The sequence below is a fragment of the Bacillus sp. Bvel1 genome (genome assembly GCF_014872755.1).
Lineage (GTDB): Bacteria > Bacillota > Bacilli > Bacillales > Bacillaceae > Bacillus > Bacillus velezensis.
In genome coordinates this window covers 809113-822248 of the sequence record NZ_JAAOBZ010000008.1, presented here as the reverse complement: position 1 = coordinate 822248, position 13136 = coordinate 809113, and the positions used below count along the sequence as shown (strand labels likewise).

General features: G+C 50.5%; 11 protein-coding genes. 5 read left to right on the top strand and 6 right to left on the bottom strand.

Annotated elements, in window-relative coordinates; all coding sequences use genetic code 11:
• The first annotated feature begins 89 nt into the window (after positions 1–89).
• From deoC to HAP68_RS18510, 3 genes are all read left to right on the top strand, one after another.
• Positions 90–758: a deoxyribose-phosphate aldolase gene (deoC, locus tag HAP68_RS18520; protein WP_015387489.1), complete on the top strand. Its 669-nt coding sequence runs from the start codon at positions 90–92 to the stop codon at positions 756–758.
• Positions 759–850: 92 nt separating this feature from the next.
• Positions 851–2032, top strand: a complete 1182-nt coding sequence (locus HAP68_RS18515; RefSeq protein WP_004393280.1) for a NupC/NupG family nucleoside CNT transporter — start codon at positions 851–853, stop codon at positions 2030–2032.
• Positions 2033–2059: 27 nt separating this feature from the next.
• Complete coding sequence (locus tag HAP68_RS18510; RefSeq protein WP_007614811.1) at positions 2060–3361, top strand: pyrimidine-nucleoside phosphorylase; 1302 nt, start codon at positions 2060–2062, stop codon at positions 3359–3361.
• Between the two features lie 40 nt (positions 3362–3401).
• Here HAP68_RS18510 and HAP68_RS18505 read toward each other — a convergent pair whose 3' ends face one another.
• The 6 genes from HAP68_RS18505 to hutP all read right to left on the bottom strand — a co-directional run bounded on the left by HAP68_RS18505 (position 3402) and on the right by hutP (position 10859).
• Complete coding sequence (locus HAP68_RS18505) at positions 3402–4820, bottom strand: amino acid permease (RefSeq protein ID WP_004393284.1); 1419 nt, start codon at positions 4818–4820, stop codon at positions 3402–3404.
• Between the two features lie 70 nt (positions 4821–4890).
• A complete protein-coding gene (hutG, locus tag HAP68_RS18500) occupies positions 4891–5841 on the bottom strand; it encodes a formimidoylglutamase (protein WP_004393285.1) in 951 nt (316 codons plus the stop codon).
• A complete protein-coding gene (hutI, locus tag HAP68_RS18495) occupies positions 5834–7099 on the bottom strand; it encodes an imidazolonepropionase (protein ID WP_004393286.1) in 1266 nt (421 codons plus the stop codon). Before hutI ends, hutG begins: the two co-directional genes overlap by 8 nt.
• Position 7100: 1 nt before the next feature.
• Entirely contained in the window at positions 7101–8765 is a 1665-nt protein-coding gene (gene hutU, locus HAP68_RS18490) for a urocanate hydratase (RefSeq protein WP_024085997.1), read from the bottom strand.
• Entirely contained in the window at positions 8762–10300 is a 1539-nt protein-coding gene (gene hutH, locus HAP68_RS18485) for a histidine ammonia-lyase (protein ID WP_024085996.1), read from the bottom strand. The genes hutU and hutH overlap by 4 nt, the downstream gene beginning before the upstream one ends.
• Positions 10301–10412: 112 nt before the next feature.
• Complete coding sequence (hutP, locus tag HAP68_RS18480; RefSeq protein ID WP_004393292.1) at positions 10413–10859, bottom strand: hut operon transcriptional regulator HutP; 447 nt, start codon at positions 10857–10859, stop codon at positions 10413–10415.
• 241 nt (positions 10860–11100) lie between these two features.
• On the opposite strand from hutP, the gene abnB reads away from it, so the two are divergent.
• Positions 11101–12507, top strand: coding sequence for an arabinan endo-1,5-alpha-L-arabinosidase AbnB (abnB, locus tag HAP68_RS18475; RefSeq protein ID WP_024085995.1), 1407 nt, complete (start codon positions 11101–11103; stop codon positions 12505–12507).
• A 167-nt stretch (positions 12508–12674) separates the two neighbouring features.
• Positions 12675–13118 carry a hypothetical protein gene (locus tag HAP68_RS18470; protein WP_024085994.1) on the top strand — a complete coding sequence of 148 codons (444 nt, stop codon included), beginning with the start codon at positions 12675–12677 and terminating at the stop codon, positions 13116–13118.
• Positions 13119–13136: the final 18 nt, after the last annotated feature.

Here is a 13136-nt window from a genome sequence, read left to right as displayed (position 1 = left end):
AATTCATGAACATAATTTCAATTACCAATTTACATATGTTCAAAATTCGGTTATTCTAAACGTATCCTAGGAAAAAGGAAGTGCATACAATGTCAATTGCAAGTCAAATAGACCATACTGCTTTGAAACCGCATACACAAAAAGCGGATATTTTACAACTGATAAAAGAAGCAAAAGAATATAAATTCGCTTCCGTTTGTGTGAACCCGACTTGGGTCAAACTCGCAGCGGAGGAACTGAAAGGCACGGGAGTTGACGTTTGCACCGTTATCGGATTTCCTCTCGGCGCAACGACATCGGAAACAAAAGCATTTGAAACGAAGGATGCCATCTCAAAAGGAGCCACTGAGGTTGACATGGTCATCAATATCGGCGCATTAAAAGACGGCGATGATGGAGCGGTTGAAGCTGATATCCGCGCGGTAGTTGAAGCAGCTGATAAAAAAGCGCTCGTCAAAGTGATCATCGAAACATGCCTTTTGACAGATGAAGAAAAAGAGCGTGCGTGCCGCTTGGCGGTATCCGCAGGCGCTGATTTCGTCAAAACGTCTACCGGTTTTTCTACAGGCGGGGCAACGGCTGAAGATATCGCTCTCATGAGAAAAACAGTCGGACCGGACATCGGGGTCAAAGCATCAGGCGGCATCAGAACAAAAGCTGATGTTGACAGCATGATCGCTGCGGGCGCGAGCCGGATCGGCGCAAGTGCGGGCGTCTCTATCGTGAGCGGCGGAGACAGCGGCAGCAGCGACTATTAATCAGCATTGCGGAAGCCGAAAGCTTCCGCCATCCTCTTTCTTTGTTGATGCATAAAAAATTGTAAGCGAATACAAATAAAAGGAGAACACATATGAAGTATCTCATCGGAATTATCGGAATCATTGTGTTTTTAGGTCTTGCCTGGCTTGCCAGCAACGGCAAAAAAAGAATCAGAATCCGGCCGATCGCCGTCATGCTCGTGCTGCAGCTGATTCTCGGTTATATTCTCCTCAACACCGGTATCGGGAATTTTCTTGTCGGCGGTTTTGCAAAAGGATTTAACTACTTGCTGGAATATGCATCAGAAGGGATTAACTTTGTATTCGGCGGGCTTGTGAATGCGAAACAGACGACGTTCTTCATGAGCGTGCTTCTGCCGATCGTCTTTATATCCGCTTTAATCGGAATTCTGCAGCATTGGAAGGTCCTTCCCTTCATCACGAAGTATATCGGTCTTGCGTTAAGCAAGGTGAACGGAATGGGGAAAATCGAATCTTACAACGCTGTCGCATCCGCGATTTTAGGGCAATCAGAAGTCTTTATCAGTTTGAAAAAACAGCTCGGCTATCTTACTGAACAGCGCTTATACACGCTTTGCGCGTCCGCAATGTCGACGGTCTCAATGTCGATCGTCGGTTCTTACATGATGATGCTGAAGCCTGAATACGTCGTGACGGCGCTTGTGCTGAACTTATTCGGCGGATTTATCATCGCTTCTATCATCAACCCGTACACCGTCAGCAAAGAAGAGGATTTGATCGTCGTTCCTGAAGAAGAAAAGCAATCCTTTTTTGAAGTGCTCGGTGAGTATATAATGGATGGATTCAGAGTCGCCGTTGTCGTAGCTGCGATGCTGATCGGATTTGTCGCACTCATTGCCCTGGTCAACGGCGTTTTTAACGCGGTCTTCGGCATTACATTCCAGGCGCTGCTCGGATATGTATTCGCGCCGTTTGCGTTTTTAACCGGTATTCCGTGGAATGAAGCGGTGAGCGCCGGAAGCATTATGGCGACGAAAATGGTATCGAATGAATTTGTGGCGATGCAGACGCTCTCATCCGGCGATTTCCATTTCAGCGCGCATACACAGGCAGTGGTATCTGTATTCCTTGTCTCATTCGCGAATTTCTCCTCTATCGGAATCATTACCGGTGCGGTGAAAGGGCTGCATGAAAAACAAGGAAACGTCGTCGCGCGGTTCGGGCTGAAGCTGCTGTACGGCGCAACGCTCGTCAGCTTCCTAACAGCGGCGATCGTCGGATTGATTCACTGAACATAAATGAAGGACAGGTGATAGATCATGAGAATGGTAGATCTTATTGTGAAAAAACAAAATGGAAAAGAACTGACAACAGAAGAAATTCAATTTTTCGTAAAAGGATACACGGACGGAAGCATCCCTGATTACCAGGCAAGCGCCCTTGCTATGGCGATTTACTTTCAGGATATGACGGATCAGGAGCGCGCCGATCTGACAATGGCGATGGTCAATTCAGGGGAAACGATTGATCTCTCCGCCATTGAAGGCATTAAGGTCGACAAGCACTCTACGGGCGGGGTCGGCGACACGACAACTCTCGTACTCGCTCCGCTCGTCGCGGCGCTCGGCGTTCCCGTCGCTAAAATGTCCGGCCGCGGCCTTGGGCATACGGGGGGAACCATTGATAAGCTGGAAGCGATCGAAGGCTTCCACGTGGAATTGTCAAAAGATGAATTCATCAAGCTTGTGAACCGCGACAAGGTAGCCGTCATCGGACAAAGCGGGAACTTGACCCCTGCCGATAAAAAGCTGTATGCGCTGCGTGATGTAACGGGTACGGTGAATTCCATCCCGCTGATCGCAAGCTCAATTATGAGTAAAAAAATCGCCGCCGGAGCAGATGCCATCGTGCTTGACGTCAAAACGGGAGCCGGCGCGTTTATGAAAACGGATGAAGACGCCGTGAACCTCGCCAAAGCAATGGTCCGCATCGGAAACAACGTCGGCCGCCAGACGATGGCCGTGATTTCTGACATGTCGCAGCCGCTCGGTTTTGCGATCGGGAATGCTCTGGAAGTGCAAGAAGCCATTGATACGTTAAGAGGGGAAGGCCCTGAAGACTTAAACGAACTCGTCCTCACGCTCGGCAGCCAAATGGTCGTATTGGCGAAAAAAGCTGAGACATTGGAAGAAGCGAGAACGAAGCTTCAGGAAGTCATGAAAAACGGCAAAGCGCTTGAAAAGTTCAAAGAGTTCCTGAGCAATCAGGGAGGAGACGCTTCTGTCGTTGACGATCCGTCCAAACTTCCGCAGGCGGCGTACAAAATTGACGTTCCGGCAAAAGAAGCGGGTGTCGTTTCAGAAATCGTCGCTGACGAAATCGGCGTCGCAGCGATGCTGTTAGGCGCGGGACGTGCGACAAAAGAGGACGAAATCGACCTTGCCGTCGGTATTATGCTCCGCAAAAAAGTCGGTGACAACGTCGAAAAAGGCGAGCCGCTCGTCACCCTTTACGCCAACCGCGAAAACGTTGACGACGTGACCGCCAAAGTCTATGACAACATCCGCATCTCAGAAAAAGCGGAAGCGCCGAAACTGATTCATACGCTGATTACGGAATAAGACAAAAAAGGCACATACCTCATCAGTATGTGCCTTTTTTTTATGGCATGGTTTTATCCAAATGAATGTCACGGACGGATTGTTTCGGCTGTTTCTTTCTCAAAAAACGAATGAGATAGCACAGGATCATACAAGGAATTCCGCAGAAGAGGGCGATTCTTTGATTGGGATCAAATGCAAGGCCTACGCATGAAGCGAAACATAAGATCACAGCGGCGATCGGAACGAGAGGGTATAACGGCGTGCGGAAGGTCAGATCCGCGACGCGTCCGCCGTTTTTCACATAATGTTTTCGAAATAACAGCTGAGACAGGGCGATGCTCATCCACACCACGACGCCGGCAAATCCGGCTATTGCCACGAGCACCACGTAGACCGTGCCCGGGGCGGCGATGCTTGAGATCAAGGATATGCAGGAAACGGCCATGCTGGCGAGCAGAGCATTCAGCGGAATGCCTTTCGGCGTGACTTTTTTGAACCGGGCGCTGATCATGTTTTCATTCGCAAGAGACCACAGCATCCGGGTGGAAGCATACAGTCCGGAGTTGGCGACCGAAAGCAAAGCCGTTAAAATCACGAAGTTCATGATATCTGCGGCGTATGGGATACCGATCTGGGAAAAGACCGCGACAAACGGACTTTCAATCACACCGGCTTCCTTCCAGGAGATCAGTCCGGACAGCACAAAAATGGCGCCGATAAAAAAGATGACCGTTCTCCAGGCGACATTTCGGATCGAACGCGGAATATCTTTTGCCGGATTGGCGGTTTCACCCGCTGTAATTCCGATCAGCTCCGTCCCTGAAAAGGCGAAGCTTACGGAAATCATTGCGATGAAAACCGCAAGAAAGCCGTTCGGAAACAGTCCGCCGTGTGAGGTGAAATTCGACAGCATCGGAGCTTCTCCCGAACCGTGCAATGAAATCAAACCGAACATCGCGGCGCCGCCTAAGATGATAAATAAAAGGATGGTGACGATTTTGACGCTGGAAAACCAAAACTCTGTTTCTGCAAACAATTTAACGGAGAATGCATTGGCGGCAAAAAGGAGAGCCGCGAAAATCGCGCTCCACATCCAGACGCTGCTGTGGGGAAACCAGCGCTGCATGAGGATACCGGAAGCTGTAAACTCCGATCCTACCGTCACCACCCAATTCACCCAATACATGATACCGACCATAAAACCCGTGGACGGCCCGATAAACGTTGTCGCATACGTTTGAAATGAACCGGTCACAGGCATGGCTACTGACAATTCTCCGAGACACTGCATGACAAGATACATCATCAAGCCGCCGATCAGGTAAGCGGCGATTGTCCCGCCCGGCCCGGCCTGGCTCAATGTATACCCTGTGCTCAAAAACAGCCCCGTGCCGATGACCCCTCCCAATGAAATCATAAATAAGTGCCTGCTTTTCATCGTGCGCTTTAGTTGATTGCCGCCTTGATCAACATCCATCGTGATCTCCCCCTTCTTGCGTGGCATGAGAATCTTCCGGCAGCCGAGATCACGCGTGCCGGATTTGACTTTAACGTGACAATTTAAATCCCTTCAATGCATGTAAAATGACGTGTGCGGCTGCCCGGCTTGTCATATCGCGAAAATCAAGTGTCGGATCAACCTCAACGATCTCAATACCCGAGATGTCAGCCTCCTGGGCTAAAAACCGGACCGCCTGAAGCAGTTCCTCGGTATACAGGCCTCCGGGGCCGATCGCAGGACAGCCGGGCGCATGAGCTTGATCCAGCACATCCATATCAACCGAAATAAAAATGGCGTCGGCTCTTTTTTGAACGGCCGGCAAAGTGTCTTGTATCGTTCGGAGAAGCCCTTTCTCCCGGATCATCTCCATTGTATGCACGTCTGCCTGACGCTCTTTTACATATTGTTCATATGCCAAGCTGTTGCTGAACTCCCTGATTCCAAGCTGAATCAGGTTTTGTCCGCTTATGATATTTTCATCTAACAGACGGCGGAATGGCGTGCCGTTTGTCGGCCCTCCGTCTTCCGTGTTGCGGACGTCGTGGTGGGCGTCGAATTGAAAGACGGCCGTTGTTCCTTTCGTTTCCGCAATGGCTTTAATGGTGGAATAACTGATGGAGTTGTCGCCGCCGAGAATGACGGGCACCCAGTCAGGCTGGTCCGTCAGAATATCATAAAAGGTCCGATAAATGTGTTCGTGAGATTTGACGACATCCGTGACGTGAATCTGAATATCGCCGATATCGTACAGATGGTCAATGACATGCTCCCGCAGCTCCGCGGAATATGCGGAAATGCCGCCGAGCGCCCGGCGGATCGCACCGGGTGCAAAGCAGGCCCCGGAATGGCTGATTGACGACTTAGAAAGCGGAACGCCGATCAAAGCCGGCCCTTTGATCGTTTGTCCCGCCCACGCTTCCGTCACATCGCCGATCCTTGTCACATGGCGGTCGTTGAAGAGGGAGCCGGCTTTTTGCAGAAACGGATACTTATCCAAGAGCGGCTCCCTCCCTTGAAACGACCGTCTTTCCGTTCTTGATGACACGGCGGACATGATTGACGCCGTAATGATACGGGATATACATGTAATTCGGCGCTTCCCAAATGACAATGTCAGCCGCCCGTCCGGCTTTGATTTGTCCGGCCTCTTCGCCTTTTCCGATCGCATACGCAGCGTTAACGGTGACAGCGTGCCAGATTTCTTCTGCGGTCATTTTTAAATGAAGCGCGGCAATCGACATAATGAGCTGGAGATTTTCCGTCGGTGAGCTGCCCGGGTTGAAGTCAGTCGCCAAACTGACCCGTACGCCCGCATCAATCATCTCCCGGGCTCTCGCATAAGTGTGTTTTCCGAGATAGAAAGTCGTGCCCGGCAGCAGGACGGCGATCGTTCCGGACTCCGCCAGCTTTTCGATGCCTGCATCAGATGCCCCCACCAAATGATCGGCAGAAACAGCATGCAGCTCTGCCGCCAATTCCGCGCCGCCGAGCGGGTCAATTTCATCAGCATGGATTTTCAGGCCGAAACCAGCTTCAGCCGCCTTTTTCAGGTAGTCCCGCGACTGGCTGACGGTAAAGACGCCTGTTTCTGTGAAAATATCGGCAAATTGCGCAAGGCCTTTTTCTTTTATGTCAGGCAAAAGCTGCAGCATGCGATTCAGAAATTCGTCAGGGCTGTTCCGGTACTCAGGCGGAATGGCGTGTGCTCCCATAAAGGTCGTGACAAGGTCGACCGGCTGGCGCTCACCCAGTTTTTTCGCCGCGGTCAGCTGTTTCAGCTCCGTGTCTTTGTCGAGTCCGTACCCGCTTTTTACTTCCGCGGTCGTGATGCCGTATGACAGCATGCGTCCGAGGTGAAAAAGCCCTTTTTCAATCAGTTCTTCTTCGGAGGCGGCTTTCGTGTCTTTGACCGTTGACAAAATACCGCCGCCTTGCGCCAGAATATCCAAATAAGACATGCCCTGAATTTTTAAATTCAGTTCTTTTTCGCGGGACCCTCCGAATACAAGATGGGTATGGGGATCGACGAGGCCGGGGGTGACGAGCCGTCCCCCGCAGTCAATAATGTCTCTTGCCTCGTATCCTTTCTCCGCTCCTTGATGTCCGGCAAAAACAATGCGCCCGTCGTGAACGCCGATGACGGCATTTTCCGTGACATGAAGATCCTGCATGCTTCCGCCGGATCGGGGGCCGCCGGATTCCATCGTCAGCAGCTGGCCGATGTTGGTGAGTATGGTATCTATTTGTTTCGGCATGTTACCGCTCCTTTTTCATCGGTATCATAATGTCTTGTTCCTCGGCGACTTGAACCGCTTTTTCATAACCTGCGTCCGCATGGCGGATGATGCCCATACCCGGATCGCTTGTCAGAACGCGGGAAAGCCGTTGTTCCGCAAGGATGCTGCCGTCAGCGACCGCGACCATTCCCGCGTGAAGGGAATACCCCATGCCGACGCCTCCGCCGTGGTGAAAAGAAACCCAGCTTGCACCTGATGCCGTGTTGATCAGCGCGTTCAGCACCGCCCAATCGCCGACCGCGTCGCTTCCGTCTTTCATCGCTTCTGTTTCCCGATTCGGAGAGGCGACAGATCCGCAGTCTAAATGGTCTCTTCCGATGACGATCGGGGCTCTCAGCTCGCCGTTTCTGACCAATTCATTGATGGCGAGCCCCATCTTTTCCCGTTCACCGTAGCCGAGCCAGCAAATACGGGACGGCAGGCCTTGGAACGTGACTTTTTTCTGCGCCATGTCAATCCAGCGGTGGAGGGCTTGATTTTCTGGAAACAGCTCTTTTAATAAAGCGTCCGTGCGGTATATATCTTCAGGGTCACCGGACAGCGCAGCCCAGCGGAACGGCCCTTTTCCTTCACAAAATAAAGGCCGGATGTAGGCCGGAACGAATCCCGGAAAATCAAAAGCATCGGCGAGACCCTCATCTTTGGCAGCCTGGCGGATGTTGTTGCCGTAATCAAAGACGACGGCACCTTTTTTCTTGAAGGCGAGCATGGCTTCCACATGCTTTTTCATACTCTGCTTGGAAAGCCTTACGTATAAATCAGGCTGATCCCGGCGCAGGCGGTCGGCCTCCTCAAGTGAGTATCCTGCCGGAATATAGCCGATCAGCGGGTCGTGAGCGGAAGTCTGATCGGTCACGATGTCAATATGGACGCCGCGGTTCAAAAGCTCATGATGCACCTCTGCCGCATTGCCGAGAAGGCCGATCGATAAAGGTTCTCCGGCTTGTCTGGCTGTTTCGGCCCAGCGCAGCGCTTCGTCAATTGATGCGGTTTTCCGGTCGCAATAGTTTGTTTCTATCCGTTTATCAATCCGTGTTTCATCCGCTTCAACGGCGATGACGACGCCATCATTCATCGTGACGGACAGCGGCTGGGCGCCTCCCATTCCGCCAAGTCCGGCCGTCAGCGTAAGGGTTCCTTTCAGACTGCCGCCGAAATGCTGTCTCGCAAGCTCCGCAAAGGTTTCATAGGTGCCTTGCAAAATACCTTGTGAACCGATATAAATCCAGCTGCCGGCGGTCATTTGCCCGTACATCATCAGTCCTTTTTTCTCAAGGTCATGGAAATGCTCCCAATCCGCCCATTTCGGCACGAGGACCGAATTAGCCAGCAGGACGCGGGGCGCGCGGCTGTGCGTGCGGAACAGTCCGACCGGTTTTCCGGATTGGATCAGCAGTGTTTCATCATCTTTTAACGTTTTGAGGGAGCGCTCAATCGCGTGAAAAGCATCCCAGTTTCGCGCGGCCTTGCCTATGCCGCCGTATACGATCAGATCCTCCGGCTTTTCGGCAACCTCCGGGTCAAGGTTGTTTCGGAGCATGCGGAGCACGGCTTCCTGCTCCCATCCTAAGCATTCAAGTTCGGTGCCGCGGCCGGCGCGGATTGATTTCTTTACATCAGTCATCTTGTAATTCCCCCTTCATTGGTCATCAGTTTTTGGTGATGCTCATTCGGCAGAAAAGACTCCTTCTTCAGCCAGTCACTCAGATGTTCGATGTCATAAGAAAACACGCGGTCTTCTTGTATGGACGGCACGATGTTTCTCATTTCGAGATAGAGCTGTTTTGTGTACGAGGCGCAATGTTCCGCACCCCGGTATTCCACGGCCTGCAGCGCGCAAATGGCTTCAACGGCAAGCACCCGTCTCGTATTCGCGATGATCTGGTAGGCGTGCCTTGAGGCGATGGTTCCCATGCTGACGTGATCCTCCTGGTTTGCCGATGAAGGAATGGAATCGACACTGGCGGGATGGGCCAGGGTTTTATTTTCTGACACGAGGGAGGCCGCCGCATATTGCATGATCATCGCTCCGGATTGTAAGCCGGGCTGAGGGCTCAGAAAGGGCGGCAGGTCATTCAGCTGCGGATTCACAAGCCGTTCAATACGGCGTTCAGAAATATTCGCAAGCTCGGCCGCCGCCACTTTGAGAAAATCCATGGCAAAGGCGATCGGCTGTCCGTGAAAGTTTCCGCCTGAGATGATTTTGGCGCCGTCTTCGAAAATGAGCGGGTTATCTGTCGCGGCATTCATCTCAATTTCTAATTTTTCTTTTACATACGCTAATGTCTGCCATGATGCGCCGTGGACCTGAGGGATACAGCGGATCGAATAGGCGTCCTGGACACGCAGCTCCCCTTGGACGGTCGTCAGCTTGCTGTCTGACAAGTAATAGCGGATTCGCTCTGCGACATCCATCTGTTCCTGATATCCGCGGGCGGCATGAATGTCCTCGTCGAACGCATCGATAATGCCCTGAAGGCCTTCGATCGTTAAGCTCGCGATCCGTTCCGACTGATAGGCCAGCTTTTCGGCCTCGAGGTAAGCGATCAGTCCCATCGCGGTCATGGCCTGCGTTCCGTTGATCAGCGCGAGCCCTTCTTTAGAGGTCAGGACGGCCGGCTGAAGGTTTGTCTTTTCCAAAGCATGAGCTGCCGGCATCCGGGCCCCTTCGTAAAAGACTTCGCCTTGCCCGATAAGCGCCAGTGCAAGATGAGAAAGCGGCGCCAAATCTCCGCTCGCCCCCAGTGACCCTTGCTGCGGGATGACCGGGTGAATGCGATGATTGAGAAACGCGAGCAGTTGATCAATCAGCTCAGTCCGTACGCCGGAAAAGCCTTTCAGCAGGGCATTGGCGCGCAAAAGCAGCATGGCCCGCGATACAGATTCCGGAAACGGATCACCGACGCCGCACGCGTGAGAAAGAATCAGATTCAGCTGCAGATCCGCGGCGTCTTCTTTTTGAATCAGCACATCGCTGAACTTGCCGAACCCCGTCGTAATCCCGTAAATGGTCTTCTCTTCTTGAACGATCCGTTCAACCGCCGCCCTGCTTTTTTTCACACGTTCCATGCTTTCGGCAGATGCTTGAACCTCTTCAAAATCAAACAGCACACGCTGGGCATCTGCGGTTGTCAGTGAGGAACCGTCTAACGTTACCATCATTTCAACCCCTTTTTCTTTACTTTGGTAAAGCGCCCATACAAAAAGGAGCTATGCCATGAAAATGATATTTCACGCATAGCCCCCTATCATCTGAAATCTATGGGCTGATTCATATGTGATTAATTCCGACTCCGAATGTTTCGTGCTCAAGCCCCTTAATCGGAGCTCCGATCGTGCCGTAAAGGGAAACGGCGATCCAATCGCCTTCCGCCTCGCTTTCATACGGATTTCCCCGCAAGACGGCAAACTTCAGGCCCACGGTACGAAGCAGCGAGCCAAGCAGCATTTCGCCCCGCGTCACTCCGTGCAAAGCTTCCATTGTGGCATGATACAGCGCATGTGATTCGCGATAACCCTCAGATTGAATGACGCCGCTCTTTTTGGAAGCGGTTTCAATTGCAGCTACCACCTTATGCGCATCCATTGAACCCACCCTGCCGAGACAGACTTTCCAGCCGTCCCGTTCCAGCCGGCTGATCTGCTGGTTTTCTTCAGTCTCATGAAGCAGAAGAAGGACGGACAATCGCCCGATGCGGCGGTCTTTGTGTAAGGTCATATATGCTTCACTCAATTCTTAAATATTCTGATAACTAGTAACTGTTTTTTATATTAAGTGTTTGCGAATCAGAAGTCAAAACTTTTTTTCCAGTCTTTCACAAATCAGATTGCTATTGTATTAAAGCGGTACATCGGGAAGCCGGCGCTGTTGATCACATATTTCCGCCATCCGCGTCATAAAATGGAGCGTTGTCTTGAAAGCGTTTTAAGAAAAGAAGAGAGCGAGGAGATTTCAGAAAATGAAAACCAGTTTCTTTCGTGTGTGCCTGGTCTCAGCAGCGGTTATCGGGTTCACTCTGCCGCAGGCAAAAGCCCAGCATCCCGTTTTTTCAGAGGTCAGCGTGCATGACCCGTCCGTCATCAAAACAGGCGATACATACTATGTATTCGGCTCGCATTTGGCTTCCGCCAAGTCGAAAAACCTGATGCAGTGGCAGCAACTGTCTTCAAGCGTCAATCCCAATAATCCCCTGATCCCGAACGTCTACTCCGAATTAAAAGAGACATTCGACTGGGCCCAGTCTGATACGCTGTGGGCGCCGGATGTGGCTCAGCTGGCTGACGGGAAATATTACATGTACTATAACGCCTGTAAAGGAGACTCGCCGCGATCCGCTCTCGGTGTCGCCGTGAGTGACAAAATCGAAGGACCCTACAAAAACAAAGGCATCTTTTTGAAATCAGGCATGGAAGGAAAAAGCGAAGACGGCACGACGTATCATGCAAACGTTCACCCGAACGTCGTAGATCCGCAAACGTTTTTTGACCATAAAGGCAAGCTCTGGATGGTGTACGGCTCTTACTCCGGGGGGATTTTTATACTGGAAATGAATCCGAAAACCGGTTTCCCGCTCCCGAACCAAGGCTACGGAAAAAAACTGCTCGGCGGAAATCACAGCAGAATCGAAGGCCCGTACATCAGCTACAATCCGGAAACGAAATATTACTATCTGTATCTGTCATTCGGCGGACTTGACACAGCCGGCGGCTACAATATGCGTGTGGCGCGCTCTAAAAATCCGGACGGTCCGTACTATGACGCCGCAGGCCATAACATGCTTGACGCCAAAGGAAAAGACGGCAGTTTCTTCGATGACAAAGCAATTGAACCGTACGGGGTCAAACTCATGGGCGGCTACAGCTTCGCCTCACAATCTGAAAAAGGCACGGGCTACGTTTCACCGGGACACAACTCCGTGTTTTACGACGGGAAAACGAAACGATCATACCTCATTTTCCACACCCGTTTCCCGAACAGAGGCGAAGAGCACGAAGTCAGAGTGCATCGGCTGTACATGAACAAAGACGGATGGCCCGTTGCAGCGCCGTACCGCTACGCAGGAGAACCGGATACACACATATCGGCAGCCGCCGCATCCGGAGCCTACAAACTCATCCAGCACGGAAAAGACATTACAGCTACGATCAAACCCCCAAAAACCATCCGGCTTAACAACGACGGCACCATTTCCGGGGAAATGACCGGAACCTGGACAATAACCGACAGCAGCAAAGCCCGAATCAACCTGAACGGCACACATTATGACGGTGTCTTCCTGAAAGAATGGGACTCAGCGAGAGAGAAAGAAGTTGTGACGTTTAGTGTGCTGAGCGGTGATGGGGAGGCTGTTTGGGGAGTGAAGTGAGGAGGACCCAGAATCTTCTTTTAATTAAGAAGGTTCTTTTTTTTGTAATATAAAAAATCACTTGAAAAGTAATTAATACTCTATAGAGTATAATATTGTTATAGAGATTGTTTTATTATAGTTGTAAGTTCTTTTAAAACAAGTTCATTTTTTGAAAGAGGAGAAATATGAGTAATGTTGTACTTCAAAGCTTTTTAGAAAAGGTTATAGCGAAAAAGATTTTAGATAAGTTAAATAGTATCCGGGATAATAGTAATATTAAACAAACTCATTTAAGTACAAAAGCCGGTAAGAGTGATAATGCTTTTAACAAAATGCTGAATGAAATGAAGGTTCCTAAAATATCAACAGTTTTGAGATACCTCGATGCTACTAATGAGCTGCTGAAAGAAAATAAAATGAATGAAATAACAATAGACGAGCTTTTGGATATTGAAATTCTAGAAATAGTGAGAAGAACAAATAACATTACAGATGGCGATTTTGACAGTTATATTGAACACAATAAGGATTTTTTAAAAGGTATAACGTTCTATTTAGAAATTATGAAAAAGAAAAAAATAATGAGTATTGAAGAAGAAAAACTTTATATGAAAATTAAAGAATTATAAACAGAAATGGAGACTGAG